The sequence below is a fragment of the Micromonospora sp. HUAS YX12 genome, assembly GCF_040215685.1.
Classification (GTDB): Bacteria; Actinomycetota; Actinomycetes; order Mycobacteriales; family Micromonosporaceae; genus Micromonospora; species Micromonospora tulbaghiae.
In genome coordinates, this window is sequence record NZ_CP157974.1 from 2,268,525 (window position 1) to 2,287,886 (window position 19,362).

16 protein-coding genes are annotated in these 19,362 nt (G+C 68.0%); 7 read left to right on the top strand and 9 right to left on the bottom strand.

The features are described 5' to 3' along the window. The first annotated feature begins 32 nt into the window (after positions 1–32). The gene (locus tag ABIH81_RS11115) at positions 33–1,526 is read left to right on the top strand and encodes an amino acid permease (protein WP_349880202.1); all 1,494 of its coding nucleotides are present in this window, start codon (positions 33–35) and stop codon (positions 1,524–1,526) included. Between the two features lie 98 nt (positions 1,527–1,624). On the opposite strand, the gene ABIH81_RS11120 is transcribed toward ABIH81_RS11115, so the two are convergent. From ABIH81_RS11120 to ABIH81_RS11135, 4 genes are read right to left on the bottom strand one after another with little or no spacing between them, the layout of a single operon-like run. Then, a complete protein-coding gene (locus ABIH81_RS11120; protein WP_252448425.1) occupies positions 1,625–2,449 on the bottom strand; it encodes a carbohydrate ABC transporter permease in 825 nt (274 codons plus the stop codon). Between the two features lie 10 nt (positions 2,450–2,459). Next, a complete protein-coding gene (locus ABIH81_RS11125; RefSeq protein WP_349880203.1) occupies positions 2,460–3,422 on the bottom strand; it encodes a sugar ABC transporter permease in 963 nt (320 codons plus the stop codon). Between the two features lie 6 nt (positions 3,423–3,428). Then, positions 3,429–4,760, bottom strand: a complete 1,332-nt coding sequence (locus ABIH81_RS11130; protein ID WP_349880204.1) for an ABC transporter substrate-binding protein — start codon at positions 4,758–4,760, stop codon at positions 3,429–3,431. Positions 4,761–4,797: 37 nt separating this feature from the next. After that, entirely contained in the window at positions 4,798–6,309 is a 1,512-nt protein-coding gene (locus tag ABIH81_RS11135; RefSeq protein WP_349880205.1) for an alpha-N-arabinofuranosidase, read from the bottom strand. A gap of 150 nt (positions 6,310–6,459) precedes the next feature. Between ABIH81_RS11135 and ABIH81_RS11140 the strand changes: the two genes are divergently transcribed. Beyond that, positions 6,460–7,470 carry a LacI family DNA-binding transcriptional regulator gene (locus ABIH81_RS11140; protein ID WP_349880206.1) on the top strand — a complete coding sequence of 337 codons (1,011 nt, stop codon included), beginning with the start codon at positions 6,460–6,462 and terminating at the stop codon, positions 7,468–7,470. 90 nt (positions 7,471–7,560) lie between these two features. On the opposite strand, the gene ABIH81_RS11145 is transcribed toward ABIH81_RS11140, so the two are convergent. The 3 genes from ABIH81_RS11145 to ABIH81_RS11155 all read right to left on the bottom strand — a co-directional run bounded on the left by ABIH81_RS11145 (position 7,561) and on the right by ABIH81_RS11155 (position 10,785). Continuing rightward, complete coding sequence (locus ABIH81_RS11145) at positions 7,561–8,286, bottom strand: methyltransferase domain-containing protein (RefSeq protein WP_349880207.1); 726 nt, start codon at positions 8,284–8,286, stop codon at positions 7,561–7,563. A gap of 505 nt (positions 8,287–8,791) precedes the next feature. Further along, entirely contained in the window at positions 8,792–9,109 is a 318-nt protein-coding gene (locus ABIH81_RS11150; RefSeq protein ID WP_349880208.1) for a hypothetical protein, read from the bottom strand. 38 nt (positions 9,110–9,147) lie between these two features. Next, entirely contained in the window at positions 9,148–10,785 is a 1,638-nt protein-coding gene (locus tag ABIH81_RS11155; protein ID WP_349880209.1) for an ABC-F family ATP-binding cassette domain-containing protein, read from the bottom strand. A gap of 85 nt (positions 10,786–10,870) precedes the next feature. Between ABIH81_RS11155 and ABIH81_RS11160 the strand changes: the two genes are divergently transcribed. The 3 genes from ABIH81_RS11160 (at position 10,871) to ABIH81_RS11170 (ending at position 12,405) form a co-directional block, all read left to right on the top strand. Beyond that, positions 10,871–11,641: an ROK family protein gene (locus ABIH81_RS11160; protein WP_349880210.1), complete on the top strand. Its 771-nt coding sequence runs from the start codon at positions 10,871–10,873 to the stop codon at positions 11,639–11,641. An 87-nt stretch (positions 11,642–11,728) separates the two neighbouring features. Continuing rightward, entirely contained in the window at positions 11,729–12,091 is a 363-nt protein-coding gene (locus ABIH81_RS11165) for a tetratricopeptide repeat protein (RefSeq protein ID WP_018787684.1), read from the top strand. Between the two features lie 59 nt (positions 12,092–12,150). Beyond that, a complete protein-coding gene (locus ABIH81_RS11170; protein WP_013288724.1) occupies positions 12,151–12,405 on the top strand; it encodes a Smr/MutS family protein in 255 nt (84 codons plus the stop codon). 252 nt (positions 12,406–12,657) lie between these two features. On the opposite strand, the gene ABIH81_RS11175 is transcribed toward ABIH81_RS11170, so the two are convergent. After that, positions 12,658–13,044: a hypothetical protein gene (locus tag ABIH81_RS11175; protein WP_349880211.1), complete on the bottom strand. Its 387-nt coding sequence runs from the start codon at positions 13,042–13,044 to the stop codon at positions 12,658–12,660. A gap of 2,951 nt (positions 13,045–15,995) precedes the next feature. Between ABIH81_RS11175 and ABIH81_RS11180 the strand changes: the two genes are divergently transcribed. Both ABIH81_RS11180 and tcmP read left to right on the top strand, forming a co-directional pair. Beyond that, positions 15,996–16,754 (top strand): phage Gp37/Gp68 family protein, encoded by a 759-nt coding sequence (locus ABIH81_RS11180; protein WP_349880212.1) that lies wholly within the window; start codon positions 15,996–15,998, stop codon positions 16,752–16,754. 69 nt (positions 16,755–16,823) lie between these two features. Beyond that, a complete protein-coding gene (tcmP, locus tag ABIH81_RS11185; protein WP_349880213.1) occupies positions 16,824–17,939 on the top strand; it encodes a three-Cys-motif partner protein TcmP in 1,116 nt (371 codons plus the stop codon). Positions 17,940–17,993: 54 nt separating this feature from the next. On the opposite strand, the gene ABIH81_RS11190 is transcribed toward tcmP, so the two are convergent. Beyond that, positions 17,994–18,896 (bottom strand): hypothetical protein, encoded by a 903-nt coding sequence (locus ABIH81_RS11190; RefSeq protein ID WP_349880214.1) that lies wholly within the window; start codon positions 18,894–18,896, stop codon positions 17,994–17,996. Positions 18,897–19,362 lie beyond the last annotated feature (466 nt).

The window sequence follows — 19,362 nt, forward strand, 5'->3', positions numbered from 1 at the left end:
CGTGGCGGCCACACGGCGGGGGAGATGATCAGATGTCGGTCCTGCGTACCAAGCCGATCCGGGACGTGCTCGCCCAGGGCGACGCCGACGGCGAGGACGGCAGACCGGGCCTGCGGCGCCGGCTCGGCGCGGTCGACCTGATGGGCTTCGGCATCGGCATCGTGATCGGCACCGGCATCTTCACGCTCACCGGTGTCGAGGCGCGCAACAGCGCCGGGCCGGGCGTGGTGATCTCGTTCGGCATCGCCGGCCTGGTCGCGCTGCTCGCCGCGCTCTGCTACGCCGAACTGGCCAGCAGCGTGCCGACCGCCGGCAGCGCCTACACCTACGCGTACGCGACGATGGGCGAGATCGTCGCCTGGATCATCGGCTGGGACCTGCTGCTGGAGTTCGCGCTCGGCGCGGCGGTGGTGGCCCGCGGCTGGTCCGGCTACCTCGCCGACCTGTTCGGCCTGCCCAGCACCTGGTTCGCCGAGGAGGGCAGCGTCGTCAACCTCGGCGCGATCGGCATCGTGCTGGTGCTCGGCGTGGTCGCCATCGTCGGCATCCGCGAGTCGGCCCGGGTCACCAACCTGCTCGTGCTGGTCAAGGTGGCGATCTGTGCCTTCGTCATCATCGCCGGGGTGTTCTTCGTCAAGGCGGCCAACCTCAGCCCGTTCATCCCGTCCGCCGAGCCGGCCGGAGCCGGGGACGACGGCGTCAAGCAACCGGTCACCCAGGCCATCTTCGGGCTGGAGCCCTCCGTCTTCGGCTTCGCCGGGGTGCTCACCGCCGCCGCCGTGGTGTTCTTCGCGTACACCGGGTTCGAGGCCGTGGCGAACCTGGGTGAGGAGACCCGCAAGCCCAAGCGGGACCTGCCGCTGGGTCTGCTCGGCACGCTGCTCATCTCCACCGTGCTCTACGTCGGCGTCTCGCTGGTCGTGGTCGGCATGGTCAAGTACACCGAGATCGACGAGGGTGCGCCGATCGCGTCCGCGTTCCGGGCGGTCGGCGCCGGCTGGGCCGCGGTGCTCGTCTCCATCGCCGCCGTCGCCGGGCTCACCAGCGTGATCCTGGTCGACCTGGTGGCCATGGGCCGGATCGGCTTCGCCATCGCCCGGGACGGGCTCATCCCGCCCGCCATCGCCAAGGTGCACCCGCGCTGGGGCACCCCGTACCGGATCGCCGGGATCATGACGATCGCGGTGGCGCTGCTCGCCGGTCTCCTGCCGCTGTCGGCGCTGGCCGACCTGGTCAGCATCGGCGCGCTCTGCGCGTTCACGCTGGTCGCCATCGCGGTGCCGATCCTGCGCAAGCGCCGGCCCGACCTGGAGCGGCCGTTCAAGGTGCCGTTCTCGCCGGTGCTGCCGATCCTCACCGCCGTGGCGTGCCTCTACCTGAGCCTGAACCTGTCGGTGGAGACCTGGCTGCGGTTCCTCGCGTGGATGCTGATCGGCGCGGTCATCTACTTCGGGTACGGCCACCGCAAGAACCGGCTGGCCCGGCGCGAGCACCCGGACACCCCCGAGCCCGCCCCCACCCCCTGAGGCGGGCCCCTGAAGGAAGGGCCCCTTCTTAACGCCTGGCGTTAAGAAGGGGCCCTTCTACTACCGGAGGCGTTAACAAGGGGCCCTTCCTTACCCGCTCACCCCTTCAGGCCGCTGCGGGAGACGCCCTGGATGATGTGCCGCTGGGCCAGCACGAACAGGATCAGCACCGGCACGCTCGCCAGCACCGCGCCCGCCATGATCACCGGATAGTCGGTGACGTACGCGCCCTGGAGCAGGCCCAGGCCCGCCGGCAGGGTGAGCCGTTCCGGGCTGAACAGCACGTACACCGGCCAGAGGAAGTCGTTCCAGTTGGTCAGGAACGACAGCACCGCGAGCGTGGCCAGGGCCGGCTTCGACAGCGGCAGCAGCACCCGGCGGAAGATCTGCCAGTGGTTCGCGCCGTCCAGCACCGCCGCCTCCTCCAGCTCGGCCGGGATGGAGAGGAAGAACTGGCGCAGGAAGAACACGCCGAACGCGCTGGCCGCGCCCGGCACGATCACCACCGTCAGCGTGTCGATCCAGTTCAGCCGCTCGGCGATGATGAAGTTCGGGATGATCAGCGAGGTGGGCGGCAGGAACAGCGTGCCCACGATCAGCGCGAACAGCACCTTGCGGCCGCGGAACCGCATCCGGGCCAGCGCGTACGCGGCCATCGACGCGGTCACCAGCACCAGCAGCGTGTGCAGGGTGGCCGCCGCCATGCTGTTGACGAACCAGCGCAGCACCGGGTTCGCCGCGTTGTCGACGATCTGCTCGTAGCCGTAGGTGGAGAACGGGTCCGGCAGCCAGCCGGGCGGCACCCGCTGCGCGTCGTCGTACGTCTTCACCGAGGTCAGCAGCATCCAGACCAGGGGGGTCACGAAGATCGCGGTGATCAGCAGCAGTACGCCGTACCGTGCCACCGCGCGCATGTTCCTCATGTCGTAGCCCTCAGTCTTCCCGGTAGCGGAACAGCCGGAAGTTGACGACGCTCACCACGGCCAGCATCAGCGCGAAGAACACGCTCATCGCGGCGGCCCGCCCGGCGTCGTAGTCCCGCAGCCCCTCGTCGACGATCCGCCAGACCACGGTCCGGGTCTGCTCGCCCGGCGCGCCCTGGGTGATCAGGAACGCCTGCCCGAACACGTTCGCCGAGGCGAGGATCGTGGTGGTGAAGACGAACAGCATCACCGGGCGCAACCCGGGGATCGTGACGTGGCGGAACCGGTCCCAGGCGCCCGCGCCGTCCACCTTGGCCGCCTCGTACAGCTCGGCCGGGATGTCCTGGAGACCGGCCAGGTAGATCACCGCGTTGAAGCCGCACGTCCACCACACGGTCACGCCGACCAGCGAGATCCAGGCCCACGGCACGTCGGTCACCCAGGGCGTGTCCGAGGGGAGCCCGACCACGCCGAGCAGCCGGTTGACCAGGCCCAGGTTGGCGTCCAGCAGGAACCGCCAGAGCAGGCCGATCACCGCCACGCCCAGCACGTACGGGGCGAAGAAGGCGGCCCGGAAGAAGGTGCGGCCGGGGAACGAGCGGTTGAGCAGCAGCGCCAGCCCGAGCGGGATCACCACGAGCAGCGGTACGGAGAACAGCGTGAAGATCCCGGTGGCCCGGACGCTCGACCACCAGTCCCCGTAGATCGCCGAGTCGCTGGAGAACAGGTCCCGGTAGTTGCCGAGCCCGGTGAACGGCCGGTTGGGCAGTTGCAGGTCCCACTGGTGCAGGCTGATCCAGACCCCGAACAGGATCGGCGCCAGGCCGAAGACGCCGAACAGGATCAGGTACGGCGCGAGGAAGAGGTACGGGGTCGCGCGGTTGCCGCGTTCCGTCGCGCCCCGGCGGCGGGTGGGCGCCGCCGGGGGCGGCGCGTTCTCACGCGCCGCCCCGGCCTCGATCACGTCCGCCACGGCGGATCAGTTCCCGTACTTCTTGCGGTTGTCCTCGAGCTGCTTGTTCGCCTTGGCCACGCCGTCGTCGAGCGCCTGCTTCGGCGACTTCTTGCCCAGCGCCGCCTCGTTGAACGCGCTGTAGAAGGTCAGCATGACCTCGCCGAGGCCCGGCGCGGCGGGCGGGAACGCCGCGTACTCCAGCTCCGGGGCGAGCGCGTTGACCTCGGTGAGGCCCTTGAAGTCGCTGCTCTCGCGGACCGCCTTGCGGGCCGGCACCTGGCCGCCCTTGGCCCAGTCCAGCGAGTGCTGGCTCAGCCAGTTGATGAACACCTTCGCACCGGCGGTCTTGTTCGCGTTGGCGGAGCGCTGCTTGACGATGGTGAAGTTGTGCGAGTTCGCCCAGGCGGCCTTCTGGCTGCCGATCTGCGGCAGTGGTGCCACGCCCCACTGCACGTCCGGGCTCTTCTTCAGGTCGTTGATCTGCCAGATGCCGTTCCAGGTGAACGCGTTCCTGCCGCTCTTGAACGCCAGGTAGTCGGCGTCCTGGCCGACGTTGGCAGGGGAGTGGCCCTGCTTGATCAGGTCGACCAGCCAGGTGCACGCCTCCACCGCCGGGCCGGAGTTGAACGTCGCCTTCGCCACCTCGGCGTCGAAGAGCGTGCCGCCCCACTGGTGCAGCAGGCTGTAGAAGGTCATGCCGCCGGTGAACTGGAACGGGCTGACCCAGAAGCCCTGCACGCCGGACTTCTTCAGCTCGGTGAGTGCCGCGGTGTACTCGTCCCGGGTCGCCGGCGGCTTCTCGGGGTCCAGGCCGGCCTTCTGCATGACCGCCTTGTTGTAGTAGAAGCCCAGCGGGTGCATGTCGAGCGGGATGCCGTACCGCTTGTCGTTGTAGAGGCCGCCCTGCCAGACCGTCGGGGCGAAGTCGCCCTCGCTCAGCTCCAGCGCCTTCGCCACGTCGTCCAGCTCGGTGATCGTGCCGCGGGCGGCGAACGTGGCGAGCTGGTCCATGTGCATGACCGCGATGTCCGGGCCGTTGCCGCTGGAGACCGCGCCGGGGAGCTTGCTGTAGTAGTCCTCCCACTGGTACGTGATCACGCTGACCGCGATGTTCTGGTGCTCGCCGTTGAACTGCTGGACGAGCGCCTTGAAGATGTCACCGTCGCCGCCGGTGAAGCCGTTCCAGAGCTTCAGGTCCACCTTCGGGCCGGTGTAGTCCTTGCCGCCGTTGCCGGACGCGCCGGAGCTGTCGGAGCTGCTACCGCCGCCGCAGCCGGTCAGCGTCAGCGTGGCCGCCGTGCCGAGCCCGAGGCCGAGCCCGAGCAGGCGCCGCCGGCTCATCTCGTTCTGGATCATGGGTACTCCTTGGGGGACGGGATGGAGTATGTGCCGGTCACAGCGCCGGCACGAAGCGCAGCAGGTTCCAGGAGGTGGCCGGCAGCAGCACGGAGGCCCGGCCGCCGTCGACAGTGGGGGTGGTGAGGTCCCGGGGCGTCACCCGCTCCGGGTCCGCCTCGGTGTTCGTGGCGTCCGGGTCGGTTCCGGCCGCCACCGTGGTGTGCGCCTCGGCCCGCAGGCCGGGCAGGCCGCGCAGGTCCAGGTCGAGCGGGACGTCCTGCGAGCTGCGGTTCACCGCGAAGACGGCCAGCCCGCCGGTCTCCTCGTCGTGCACGGCGACGGTGTCCAGCGCGGGCACGTCGCCGTACCGCCGGGTCTCGTAGGTGGGGCCGGTGGGCTCGGTCCGCAGCACCGTGCCGCGGGCGTACCGGGCGGTCAGCGCGAACGGGTGGAAGATGCTCTGCCGCCAGGCCGGGCCGCCGTTGCGGGTACGGATCGGGGCGATCACGTTGGCGAGCTGCGCCTGGCAGGCCACGCCGATGCGGTCGGCGTGCCGGAGCAGGGTGATCAGCAGGTCGCCCACCACCACCGCGTCGACGGCCGTGTAGTCGTCCTCGATCAGCGCCGGCGCCTCGACCCAGCCGCGCCGGTCCAGGTCGGACTGGAGGCGGGACTGGTACCAGACGTTCCACTCGTCGAAGGAGATCTTCAGCTTGCGCTTCTGCCGCAGCTTGGCGCCCACGTGGTCGGCGGTGGCGACGACCTCGGTGATGAAGGCGTCCATGTCGACGGCGGAGGCGAGCAGGCTGGCCCGGTCGCCGTCCGAGGGGTCGTAGTAGGTGTGGGCTGAGATGTAGTCGACGTGCTCGTAGGTGTGCTCCAGCACGGTCGCCTCCCACGCGGCGAACGTGGGCATCCCCCGGCCGGAGCTTCCGCAGGCGACCAGGCTGATCGACGGGTCGATCATCTTCATCGCGCGGGCGGTCTCGGCGGCGAGCCGGCCGTACTCGTCGGCGGTCTTGTGCCCGACCTGCCACGGCCCGTCCATCTCGTTGCCGAGGCACCACAGCCGCACCCCGTACGGCTGCTCGGCGCCGTGCTTGCGGCGCAGGTCGGACAGCTGGGTGCCGCCCGGGTGGTTGGTGTACTCCAGCAGGTCGAGTGCCTCGGTGACGCCGCGGGTGCCGAGGTTGACCGCCATCATCGGCTCGATCCCGGCCTCCGCCGCCCAGGTCATGAACTCGTCCAGCCCGAACTCGTTGGTCTCGACGGTCTTCCAGGCCAGGTCGAGCCGGCGCGGGCGGTCACCGACCGGGCCGACGCCGTCCTCCCAGCGGTAGCTGGAGACGAAGTTGCCGCCCGGGTACCGGACCACGGAGACGCCCAGCTCGCGGGTCAGGTCCAGCACGTCGCGCCGCAGGCCCCGCCGGTCGGCTGTCGGGTGGCCCGGTTCGTACACCCCGCCGTAGACGCAGCGGCCCATGTGCTCGACGAAGGAACCGAAGATCCGGCGGTCCGCCGGCGCGACCCGGAACGCCGGATCGATCGTGAGCTGCGCGTTCGGCACGATGCCAACCTCTCCCTCGCTGCTGGTGCGGGTGACTGCGGTCACTCCGCTGTCACTGGTTTCTACAACGTTGTAAGCGCCCGTGTAAAGAGGCAGTTACGTCGTCGTGGCGCGGTACAGTGCGGCCAGCGTTCACCGGAAGGAAGTGCAGTGCGGCACAGGCTCAAGGACGTCGCGGAGCGCGCCGGAGTGTCGGTGAAGACCGTCTCCAACGTCGTGAACGGCTACCAGCACGTGCGCGCCGACACCCGGGCCCGGGTCGAGGAGGCCATCGCCGCGCTGAACTACCGGCCCAACCTGTCGGCCCGCAACCTGCGCAAGGGGCGTACCGGTGTGATCGCGCTGGCCGTGCCCGAGCTGGACATCCCCTACTTCGCCGAGCTGGCCCGGCACGTCGTCACCGCCGCCGCCGACCAGGGCTGGACCGTCCTCATCGACCAGACCGGCGGCGGCTCCGAGCAGGAACGCAAGGCCGCCAGCGGTATCGGCGACCACATGATCGACGGCCTGATCCTGAGCCCGCTCGCGCTCACCGCCGACGACCTCGCCGCGCTGGCCGGCCTGCCGATGGTGCTGCTCGGCGAACGCGTCGACCACGGCCCCGCCGACCACGTCATGATCGACAACGTGGCCGCCGCCCGCGAGATCACCGCCCACCTGATCGGGCTCGGCCGCCGCCGGATCGCCGCGATCGGCTCCCAGCGCACCCCCGAGGGCGCCAGCGCCCGGCTTCGCCTGGCCGGCTACACCGCCGCCCTGGCCGAGGCCGGCATCGCGTACGACGACCGCCTGGTGGCGCCCGCGCCGGCCTGGCATCGTGCGGACGGCGCGGCCGCCGTGCGGCACCTGCTCACCACAGGGGTACGCCCCGACGCCGTCTTCTGCTTCAACGACACGCTCGCGCTCGGCGCGCTGCGCGCCCTGCACGAGATGGGCCTGCGCGTGCCCGAGGACGTCGCGGTGGCCGGCTTCGACGACATCGAGGACGGCCGCTTCTCGATCCCGACGCTGACCACTGTCGCCCCCGACAAGGAACGCATCGCCCGCCTCGCGGTCGAGTTGCTCGCGGGTCGCCTGGGCCCCGACCGAGACTCCCCACCCCGCGAGCTGGTGGCCCCCCACCACCTGGCCCTGCGCGAGTCCGCCCCTCCTGCCGGTTGATCATGAAGTTGGCGGCGATGTCGATCTCCTTGAGTGCCGTCAACTTCATGATCGACGGGGTGGGTCCGGGGTGGGCCTGGGGTGGGTGGGTCAGTCGAAGAAGCGGGCCAGGTGGGACGGGGCAGGGGTGGGGGCGTCTGCCGGCAGGGGGGTCAGGTCGGCGAAGACCGAGGCGCCGTCGCAGCCGACGTGCAGCGGATACCAGCGCGGCGCACCCGGTGGGCGCTGACCGCAGATGCCCTTGAACGTCTGCACGTCGAGCAGGCGTACGTGGGTCGGGTCGGCCACCGCGTTGACGTGCCGCCACCAGGGGCTCATCACGTGCAGCACCCCGCCCGGCCGCAGCACCCGGTGGCACTCGTCGAACAGCGGCAGGAAGTCGATCAGGTGCTCGACGATGTGCACCGCGAAGAACACGTCCACCGAGTCGTCACGCAGCGGCAGCGAGCCGGCCAGGTTGGCGACCGCGTTCACCCCCGGCGCCGGATAGATGTCCAGCCCCAGGTTGCCCGGCCACTGCTTGGTCGCACCGCAGCCCAGGTCGACCACCACCGGCGCCCGCCCGGCCACTGTGACCCGGCACCAGACCCCGAGTACGCCGGACAGCCGGCCGATCAGCTCCCGTACCAGCCGTAGCTGTTCCGGGTCGGCGACCTCGCCGGTCAGGTGTGCGACGCCCCGGTCGAAGCGCACCTCGACGGCCGTACCGCGCAGCCGCTCGTCGTACCGGACCATGTCGGCCCACGCCTCGGCGAGGAAGCCGTCGGTCTGCCGGAGTCGCTCACCCGAGAGCGCGGTCTGCCCCATCGCCACCATGCGCCACCTCCGGCGGCCCGTTACCCCCTTTTCGCCCCAATATGCCCCCACTCACCGTTCCCCTCCCACCCCCGGCCCGCCCCCGCCCCCGCCCCGCCCCCGCCCGCCGCCGCCCTCGCCCCCGCTCCGCCGCCCGTGATCAAGGAGTTCGTGTCAGCAGAAGACGCCCCCGGACACCCAAAGTCCTTGATCACCGGGGCGCACCCGAGATCTTGGAAGATTCCGGCCCCTATGGGGGCACTTTCCTTCCAAGATCTACCGCGACCCGAGCCCACCCCGATGATCAAGGAGTTTGTGTCCCGTTTCGAGGGCGAAGCTGACCCGAACTCCTTGATCACCGAGGCGGCGGTGGGTTCTGCGCGGAGATGGCGAGGTCGCCCGGTCAGCCTTCGCGATCATGGAGTTGTGGCCCGGACCAAGCTCACAAAGGGGACAAGTGAGGGGCGGCAACTGCAAGATCAGCGGGGCGGAGGGAAGGAGGGCGGGAGGAAGGGAGGGAGGGCTGTCAGGGGGAGAGGGTTCGGCGGACTGTGCGGGAGCTGCGCATGCGCTGGCGGGGCTGGGCGGCGGCCGCCTTCGGGCGCTTGAGGTGGTAGCGGTGCAACTCGTTGTTGCCCGGTAGCGACGGGTCCTCGCTCATCGCGACCAGTTCCCAGCCCTGGTCACCGGCCCGGTTCAGGTGGGCCAGCGCGGTGTCGCCGTACGGCGTCACGTCGATCATGGAGCCGTCCGGGCCGTACCAGATGAAGACGACCTCCCACCCGGCGTCGGTGGCGGCGGCCTGGCGGCGGCGGACCAGCAGCGCGTACTCCCACTTGAGCATGCGCTCATTGTGGACCCGCGCGCGCCCGTCGGCACGGATCAGTGTTCGGCGATCCGTCCGTCCGCCACGCGCAGCCGCCGGTTCACGCTCACCGCGTCGAGCATCCGCCGGTCGTGGGTCACCAGCAGCAGCGTTCCCGGGTAGCTCGCCAGCGCCGACTCCAGCTGCTCGATCGCCGCCAGGTCGAGGTGGTTGGTCGGCTCGTCGAGCACCAGCAGGTTGACGCCCCGCCCCTGGAGCAGGGCCAGCGCGGCCCGGGTCCGCTCACCGGGGGACAGCGTCGCCGCCGGGCGCAGCACGTGGCCGGCGCGCAGCCCGAACTTGGCCAGCAGCGTCCGCACGTCCGCCGGTGCCAGATCGGGTACGGCGGCGCCGAACGCGTCGAGCAGTGGCTGATCGCCGAGGAACAGTCCCCGGGCCTGGTCGACCTCGCCGACCACCACACCCGGACCGAGCGCGGCGTGTCCCTCGTCCAGCGGGAGCCGGCCGAGCAGCGCGGCGAGCAGGGTGCTCTTGCCGGAGCCGTTCGCCCCGGTGATCGCCACCCGGTCGGCCCAGTCGATCTGGAGGTCCACCGGGCCGAGCGTGAAGCCGCCACGGCGTACCACAGCTCCTCGGAGCGAGGCCACGACGGCGCCGGCGCGGGGCGCGGCGGCGATCTCCATCCGCAGCTCCCACTCCTTGCGCGGCTCCTCGACCACCTCCAGCCGCTCGATCAGCCGGGCGGTCTGCTTGGCCTTCGCGGCCTGCTTCTCGGTCGACTCGGCGCGGTACTTGCGGCCGATCTTGTCGTTGTCGGTGGCCTTGCGCCGGGCGTTCTTGACGCCCTTCTCCATCCACGCCCGCTGGGTGTGGGCGCGCGCCTCCAGGCCGGCCTTCGTGTCGGCGTACTCCTCGTACTCCTCGCGGGCGTGCCGGCGCGTCACCTCCCGCTCCTCCAGGTAGGCCGCGTAGCCACCGCCGTAGTGGTTGACCTGCCGCTGGTGCAGGTCCAGCTCCACGATCCGGGTGACGGTGCGGGTGAGGAACTCGCGGTCGTGGCTGACCACCACGGTCCCGGCGCGCAGCCCGGTGACGAAGCGTTCGAGCCGGTCCAGCCCGGCCAGGTCGAGGTCGTTGGTGGGCTCGTCGAGCAGGAAGACGTCGTACCGGCTGAGCAGCAGCGACGCGAGCCCCGCGCGGGCGGCCTGCCCGCCGGACAGGCCGGTCATCGGATGGTCCAGGCCGACGTCGAGACCCAGCTCCGCGGCGACCTGCGCGGCCCGCTCGTCCAGATCCGCGCCGCCGAGGTCGAGCCAGCGTTCCAGAGCGTTCGCGTACGCGTCGTCGGCGCCCGCCGCCCCGGCGGTGAGCGCCTCGGTGGCGGCGTCCAGCGCGGCCTGCGCGGCGCTGACCCCGGTGCGCCGGGCCAGGAACTCGCGGACCGTCTCGCCCGGCCGGCGCTCCGGCTCCTGCGGCAGGTAGCCCACAGTCGCCGTGGGCGGGCTCAGCGCGACCGAGCCCTGCTCGCGGGGGGCAAGACCGGCGAGGGTACGCAGCAGCGTGGACTTGCCGGCGCCGTTGATCCCGACCAGCCCCACCACGTCGCCGGGTGCGACGACGAGGTCGAGGTCTTCGAAGAGGATGCGGTCACCGTGGCCGGCGGTGAGGTCCTTGGCGATCAACGTGGCGCTCATCAGGTGATCGAGCCTACCGGCGGGCGCATCCGGATTGCCGTGACCCGCGCTCGCGGCGGCATCGGTCTGAGGGAGACTCACAGCCGTGGTGACCACACTGGCGATCGACTGCGGTGGCGGCGGGATCAAGGCCTCCGTGCTGGACGCCGCCGGGACCATGCGCGCCCGGCCGCTGCGCGTGCCCACGCCGTACCCGTTGCCGCCCGGCCTGTTCGTCAAGACGCTGCTGGATCTCGGCGCCCGCCTGCCCCCGGCGGACCGGCTCACCGTCGGCATGCCCGGCATGATCCGGCACGGCGTCGTGGTGGCCACCCCGCACTACGTGACCCGCTCCGGGCCGCGCAGCCGCGTCGACCCGGAGCTGGTGGCCGAGTGGTCCGGGTACGACGCGCGCACCGCGCTGGCCGAGGCGTTCGGCGTGCCGGCGCTGGTGCTCAACGACGCCGAGGTACACGGCGCGGGCGTGGTCGCCGGGACCGGCTGCGAGCTGGTGCTGACGCTCGGCACCGGGCTGGGCAGCGCGCTGTTCGACGGCGGGATGCTGGCGCCGCACCTGGAGCTGTCGCACGCGCCGGTGCGGTGGAACACCACCTACGACACGTACGTGGGGGAGCCGGAACGGCGGCGCCTCGGTGACGCGTTCTGGTCCCGGCGGATCCGGCAGGTGGTGGACGGCCTGCGGCCGGTGTTCCGCTGGGACCGGCTGTACCTCGGCGGCGGCAACTCCCGGCTGATCCGGGCCGAGCAGGTGGCCCGGATGGGCGACGACGTGGTGATCGTCCCGAACACGGCCGGAATCGTCGGTGGTGTCCGGGCCTGGGACCTGATCGGCGGCCGGTACGACCCGACCACCTGATCTTCGCTCGCAGGAACACTCGCGCTCGCGCCGGTGTTGTGCCAGCGTCGGACCTAGGGCCTGGCGCGACACGAGGAGGTGGGTCGAGTGGATCTTCTGGCGGAGTACCGGCGGGCGACCATGTTCTTCGAAGCGGGTGACCCGACCGGAGCGGCCCGGCTGCTCGAACCGATCATCGAGGCGGAGCCGGACAACTCCTCGGTCCGGCAGCTGCTGGCCCGCGCCTACTTCCAGTCGGCCCAGCTCAACCGGGCCGAGGAGCAGTTGCGCGAGCTGGTCGACCGCGACCCGAGCGACCACTACGCGCACCACGTACTCGGCCGCACGCTGGAGCGGATGAACCGGCCGGTGGACGCGCTGCGGCACCTGCGCATCGCGGCCGCGATGTACTCGACGAACACCGACTACGCCACCGCTCTGCGCCGGGTGGAGGGCAAGGTCGGTCGTTGACGGATCACGCGGAAGGGCAGCCCGGGTGGGCTGCCCTTCCGCGTACCTAGGATGGGACCGTGAAGCTCAAGCTCGACCTCCACGACATCTACAACAAGGGCCACGACATCGACCGCGCGCTGCGCGGGATCATGGACGAGGCGGTGGCGAAGAAGGCCACGCTCGTGGAGATCATCCCGGGCAAGGGCTCCGGCGCGCTGAAGAAGAAGGTGCTGCGCTTCCTCGACCAGAAGGACGTGAAGCAGCTCTACCACCGGGTCGAGAAGGACTCGAAGAACTTCGGCCGGCTTTTCGTGCACTTCCGCTGGAAGTAAGAGCCCCGGCTTCCCCATCTCCCGCGCCACCCCCGACACGGCTCCTGACGTGCGGAAACGGCTTCCATCGGTTTTCGGCATCTTCCGCTGTTACTCGCGCTCGATTGTGCCGGCTCTGTGCCCGGCCCTGAACCTTTGGATTGCTGGCGAGGCGGTGAGCTTCTGCTCTCATGCCGGCCCGCCCGACCGGCCCGACGCCAGCAAACGGCCCCGGGTCCAAGAACCCGGGGCCCTGCCGAGGCGTGCCGTTGATCAGCTCAGCTTGCCCGCTTGTGTGCGGGTGGTGCACACGAAGACGATCCCGGCCACCATGATCACGGTGCCGGTGACGATGCTGAGCACCACGTTGCGGCTGATGGCCCAGACGAGGGCGATCATGCCCATCGTCAGCAGCGTGATGATCGCGTACTGAAGCACGGCTGAGGTCCGGGCGTTAGTCTCCGACTCCTCCAAGTCGAGCTCCAGGCCCAGGACCTTGCTGATCCAGATCTTGATGTTGACCGTGTTCCGCCGGATTACGGGGTCAGCCCGTTCTCCTGGGACGCCTTCCCCGGGTTCCGCCGTCAGGTCCATCTCGACCTGCTCCGGCTGCCGCGGTCGTTCCGCCATGTTCAACCCCTCCTGGAGGTTACTGATCACCTCGCCACCCCGGTCACCCTCCGGGGGTCGTCCTGGTGCGCCGACGAATCTCACCGAGAGTACCCCGGGGCGCATACCCGACGACAACTCGGGTACGACGATCGCTCGTACGCCCGTACGGTGATCATGCGCACGTCGTCCGTCCGGACGATGCGGACCGCTCAGGTTGGCTGTACGGTTCGGGAGTGAAATCAGCTAGCCTACCGCGTCATCCCCGCCGGGGTGGCAGTTTCGGGGTAGTCAAGCCATACTGCAAAGATGCATACTGCCGACGCGTAAGTGCCGTACGATCCGACCGATGGAGGTGATCGAGATGTTACTTTGCGTGCATCGCCTCGCTGTGCCGCCCTGAGGCACCGAGAGTGACCTCGCCAGTCCCAGCCACGATCCGAGCAAGGAAAGGGTATGAAAGGGGATGAACCGGCAATGCCAGTGAGGACGAGTGTCCTGGATCGTCCAGCAGGCACTGAAGAACACATCCGTACCCACCCCCACGAGGATGGCCCTGTGTCCTCCCTTCCGGCGCCGCGCCGCGACACGCCTAAGGCCGACAATCTCCCGCCAGGGAGTGCAGGCACAGGAGGTCAACTAGTGCGCCTTACCGTTAACCTCACTCCTCGCGCAAGCGAGGCTCTTGAGAGAGCAAGCAGGGAATCTGGAGATTCGAAGACGGACACCGTGAACCGGGCTTTGCAGGTGTATGTCCTGATCCAGGAACTGTGCAAGCGCGGCGGCGGAAGCATCAGGGTGATTCATCCAGATGGGGAAGTTGAGCGAGTGCACATCGTCTGAGCGCTTCTTGCCGCTGCGCTTACCGGACTGCCAACAACCTCACACCACGCGCCACATCGCCGTCAGGCCGGAACCGGGTGGCGAATACCCCGTCGGATGGCGGGAGGAGGCTCTATCCGGACCGCGTACTGCGCTGGTTGTACCAAGCAACGGTACGGCCTGTCAAAGCACGTCATAGTGCTGGGGGAAGGGCAAGGGCGCCCACCTTTCGAATGACTTCTCCCCAAGTCGAATAACTTGATGGGCGCGGGGGTCCAGCACTTCCCCCCGGTTCTGGACTCCCGCCTCAATTAGCTGCGACCCCGATACTCGGGACGCCTCACAGGCGTTGCTGGGTTGCATTCCTTGGCGTACCGAGACGCGTCAGGATCTGCCGCCCCGCCGCAGGCGGTTGGTTGCTGTCAGCGTTGCTGTCAACAGCCGTTTCGCCGGCGGCCCAACACGACCCCCGTTGGGGGGATGCGGACACAAGCTAACGGCTACTGCCAGATGGTGGCGTCGCGCGCCGGCGAGCAGGTGCCGTATGTCATCGATTCACCTTCGGGGTCGACCCGCGTCGACGCTCTCGCTGCCTTCTTGCTGCCTAACTTCCTGACGCATCGCTACAAGCTCTGTTCAGCCCGTCTTGTGGCGATAGCAGACCGCAGACAATGTCGACCGACAGGGGAGACGTGAGGGTTCACGTCTCCCCTGCAGTCAGCCGAAGATCAGCCTGAGAGCCTGTCGGACGAAGTACGAGACGGTCCCCACGACCACCCCTCTGACGATCCCTTCGCGCGTTAGAGCTGGCACGTTGAGCGGTCGTGCCACCGGGGGATGGACCCTTGCGCTATCGGGTTTCTTGGCGCCGAACTTGCTGAGTACGCGCTTGATCGCGTTCTGCAGCCGAGACACGAGGACTCCTCACGAACCAAGCCTCGACATCCGCACGCTCCCGTTGGCGGAGCGAGGCCAGGCACATCAGGGGTGTGGGACAGGACTGGGAGCGCTCACTCGCGCGTCCCAACCCGCCAGTGCGACTCGACGGGGGCGATAGCAAGCGTCAGCCGGAGGGCAAGCCGTTGGCACATCGATGACACTGCAAACACGATCATCATGCAGGTCGTCGTGGCACCTGCTCGCACCAAGGCCACGAGCACGGAGACGTGCCTACGGAGACGATGGTCTTCCGTCCCGCAGCGTTGAGAGCCCCGAGCATCCATTCCTCCATGATGCATCCCGGCTGCCATCAAGCCAAAGCACCACCACTGGAGTAGCTGAAGCCTGATCTCCGGCTGCTGTAGGAGTAGGGCGAGCCCCAGTCAAGGAAGTGGCCGCGCAGCCGCCAGCGTCTGAGGACACGCCGCCAAGCTAGCGCGACGCCTCGCCTACAAGCTCTGTGCGTCGCGTCGGTACGCGCGTCCAGCAACGGCTGCATCCTTGGATTTTTGTCCCCGACGGTCCTCCTGGGCGTGCCGCTGTCTGCCGGCGTTGCTGTCAGCGCTGCTGTCGACAGCCTTACCGCCGACGGCCTAGCCGACTGTCGCGCTCAGGGAGACGAACCTCGATCGGCGTATACTTGTTCGGTCGGCCTCGTCCTGTCTGGTCTGGGTCTGGCGGCCTGTTCAAAGCGGGTCTCACGTTCGTAGTCGTTGGTTTTCTTACCTTCGTCGCTCCCCTGCTGAAGCACCTGCTAGACGGCCGCAAGAGCCGCCCTCGTTCAGCGGGACGAGCAAGGAAGAGGAGGTTGACCATGGGTGAAGCAGCTCGCAAGATCGCCTCTGGCATCTTGGCCACTGTCTACGCCATCGGCTGCAACGCGACAGGATCGGCGTTCCTGGCCTGGACCAGACAGGATGAGTGGCCGTACGGAACGCGCGGGTAGCCCCATCAGTTCACCAACTACAGGTAAGGCGCTTGCGGCTGGACTGGTCATTAACTCGGCCACGCCTTGCCACCTGGGCGGACGTCGTCACCATTGGTCGCCGTTGGTCACTCTCGATCGACCTCCGACGGCCTGGTGACGGCCTAGCCGCGTCTGATGCAGCCCCTTACGAGTTGGTTGAGCCAGGTGCGTACGTCCGGCTCGCGTGCCCGGCCGCCAAGAAAGATCGCCTCCACACCTTTCAATCCGTACGTTTGTTCGACAGAATCGGCTCAACCAGCCGGGGAGTGTGGCAATGGCAGACAAGAGCTCCATCGAGTGGACCGAAGCCACATGGAACCCGACGACCGGCTGTGATCGCATCTCGCGCGGCTGCGATCACTGCTACGCCCTGACGCTTGCGAAGCGCCTGAAGGCCATGGGGTCACCCAAGTATCAGACGGATGGTGACCCACGAACCTCCGGTCCTGGCTTCGGGGTAGCCACCCACCCTGCCGAGTTGGCTCTCCCCCTACGGTGGCGAGAGCCCCGGATCGTGTTCGTCAACTCAATGAGCGACCTGTTCCATGCCCGGGTGCCCTTCGACTTCGTCGAGCAAGTCTTTGACGTCATGGCGGCAACCCCTCAGCACACCTACCAGGTACTTACTAAGCGGGCTTCTCGACTAGCGAAGCTCGCTCCGCGGCTTACCTGGCCCAGCAACGTCTGGATGGGTGTCAGCGTGGAGGACTCCTCTCAGGTTGGCCGGATCGATGACCTGAGGACTGTGCCGGCGGCAGTCCGATTCATCTCTGCTGAGCCCCTTCTCGGCCCCGTGACCCCCCTCGACCTGAGCGGCATCGATTGGCTCATCGCTGGAGGCGAGTCAGGGGTAGGCGCCCGGCCTGTAGACCCTGCATGGGTCCGCGATCTCCGTGACCAGTGCCGAGAGGACGACGTCGCCTTCTTCTTCAAGCAGTGGGGCGGCAGGACGCCGAAGGCGGGCGGTCGAGACCTGGATGGCGAGACCTGGGACGAGATGCCGGACCTCCCCGCCATGTCAGCCGCCCGATAGCGGGGTAGCCGATCAAGGCTTCATGCCATACGGTGTCCGAACAACTGCGCACCGTAGACAGGGGGAGCCTTGCCGACGCCTGACGACGTGTTATGGGACAAAGACCCGCACACAGCCGCGAAGCACCTCGTATATCGCAGTTACTTCGATGCCTGGTTCCCCATCCTGCTTCAGTCGGCCTACGGCTTTAAAGGGGTTACCTACGCGGAAGGGTTCTCGGGCCCAGGTGAGTACAAGGATGGGTCGCCCGGTTCGCCAATCATCGCCCTCAGATCTGCCCTCGGCTGCAAAACCCCACCAGCGCCCGGCAGGGAGGGTCGCTTTCTACTCCTAGACGAGAGTCAGCTACGTGTTGACCATCTAAATGACCTCCTCCTGAAAGAGCTCGGGACGCTTGACAGAGCAAAGCTTGCAGCTCGTGGCCTAGTGGTCGATCCACAAAAGGGCAACTGTCGAAAGGATCTCCTTCCCCTGCTTGATAAGCACCGGGTCTGGAATAAACCACTGCTACTGATTCTCGACACCTGGGGCTCTGCGGTTGATTTCGAGATCCTAGAGCGGACTGCCGCAAGTAAGGCAGGAGAGGTAATCGTAACCATACAGCCGAGTCAGTTTTGGCGGTTCGCAAGTAACCCGAGACACTACGGGGATAGAGTGTTCGGGCCAGTGGTATGGCGTGATGTTCAAGCACAGCCCAAAGAAAAGAAAGCTGAATACATCAAGGCGCAGTACCGCCGAGTCCTGAATGAGGCCGGTTTCCAGTACGTACTAGACTTCGAATTGGCCGACGAACGCAACAATCTTCTCTATCTCGTCTTCGGTACGAACTCTGACAGGGGTTTCGAGAAGATGAAGGATGCGATCTGGCGCGTCGACCCCTACCAGGGCATCGGCTATCGAGACCCCCGAGATCCGAACCAGGAGACCCTGCCCATCCGGCCCGAGCCGCAACTTGGGCCGCTACGTCGGCTCATCTTGGAGCACTTGACCACCCTCCCGGGACAGGTCACCACGCTAGACGAGCTACGCCGTTTCACCCTTCATGGGACTATCTTCCGCCCCGGTCAGACACTGAGCGCCGTGCGGCTACTGATAGACGAAGGAAGCGTCGCCGCCGAACCCGCCGGAAAGCGTCTTATCGGAAGCTCCCGAGTGTTGCGTACTGGCTCCATGGCCCTGTTTTAGGAAGCAATTAGCCTCCCTTCCAAGTCGAATCAGGCCCCTTCCTCGAAGGGGCTGTCATCCGGCGGCAGCATCAGGACCATCCTCGCTCTTCATCTCCTTCCGAACTTCCCCGATCCTCGTTTGCCCCACGTCATCTAGTAGCCTCCTGACCATTTCCTCACTTCCAGTTTTCACCCTAAGCGTTCTTGTATCGCTTACACGCCGTTTGCCGGGGTCCCTCGGCGTTATGAATGATCCATCGGGTGCGATATGGCCGCCATTGTTGACGCGCGCAGTCTTTCGAAGGTTGGCTACCTCCGCCCGCAGATCAGCGATCTCTTCTGCAATGCTCGCTGTATTGGTCTTGCCGTCGATGGCGGCGGCCATTAATGTCAATTTGGCGTTCACATCGTCGAGTCGGGTGTTCAGCAGTAGGTAGGAACGCCGAGCTTCTTGTGCATGGACCGCCTGGACGTCTTCCGGCAGAACCTCGTGCCAGTCCTCAATAGCATCATCCAAAACCCGCGCATGCTGCTCCACCAGCTCGTAAAGGCTGGCGAGGTGCTCCTGTGGGTCATGCTGTGATTGGGGACCGCCGGTACGGCGGCGGTCGATGGCGACTAGCAGGGCGTCCGCCGAGTCCCTCGCTGTGGTAACCCGGCGCAGAGCAGGACGAGCGAGCTGCTGAAATTGGCTGCGCGCCTGCTGGGCCGAGTAGTAGGCCGATGTCAACCAAGACAGGCCAGCGCCGGCCAAGAGAGTGAAGAGTCCAAAGAGCGCCTGCTCAAGCTGAGTGAGCGGATGGGCCGCGTCACCTGCACGTTGCACGAAGAAGGCGCAGAGCCAGATCGCGAAGCCGGCGCATACCAAGACAACCAGAGGAGGGAGTGCCCGCCAGCTGAATATCAGAGCAAGCCGGCTCCTGCTGGGGGCTGGCTTGGCGAGTGAAGGGGGATCCACGGGAGCGGCGTCGGTCACGCGAACGAGGATAGTGCGTTGAGTGCCACCATAGACCGTCGCTGTTGCGCCGAGCCGGGCTTCATATACACGACCTGAAATGCGCAAATCGCCACGGAGTCGGACCATTCTGCCTGTCGTCGATCCGCCTGAGCGGAGCGGGCCACCGCTCGGCCCACCACGTCAAGCGGACCTTGACGTACGCGCGGACGTCGCCGGAACAGACTGAGTCGGCTCTCGTGTCACGGGCCGCGCCCGCGACGGACACCGCCACAGTGGCGCAGTTGACCTAACCTCGACCGGTACGGAGCCGGCTCCTGGGGTCGGAGCTGGCCGCCGGCGGGCACCCCTCCCCCTCCCAGGTGAGCAGTTGCCCTGACCGTGAGCGGCTGCGGAGCCGGCTCCCGGACGACCGGCATGCCCTCGGCGGACACCGCCCCCATGCTTGGGGCTTGCCGCGCGGACCCGGCGACGCGTCACCTGCGCC

Coding starts and splice junctions, on each gene's coding strand:
- ABIH81_RS11115 (WP_349880202.1), top strand. CDS start 33: ATGTCGGTCCTGCGTACCAAGCCGATCCGGGACGTGCTCGCCCAGGGC.
- ABIH81_RS11120 (WP_252448425.1), bottom strand. CDS start 2,449: ATGAGGAACATGCGCGCGGTGGCACGGTACGGCGTACTGCTGCTGATC.
- ABIH81_RS11130 (WP_349880204.1), bottom strand. CDS start 4,760: ATGATCCAGAACGAGATGAGCCGGCGGCGCCTGCTCGGGCTCGGCCTC.
- ABIH81_RS11145 (WP_349880207.1), bottom strand. CDS start 8,286: ATGGTGGCGATGGGGCAGACCGCGCTCTCGGGTGAGCGACTCCGGCAG.
- ABIH81_RS11150 (WP_349880208.1), bottom strand. CDS start 9,109: ATGCTCAAGTGGGAGTACGCGCTGCTGGTCCGCCGCCGCCAGGCCGCC.
- ABIH81_RS11155 (WP_349880209.1), bottom strand. CDS start 10,785: ATGAGCGCCACGTTGATCGCCAAGGACCTCACCGCCGGCCACGGTGAC.
- ABIH81_RS11180 (WP_349880212.1), top strand. CDS start 15,996: ATGGCAGACAAGAGCTCCATCGAGTGGACCGAAGCCACATGGAACCCG.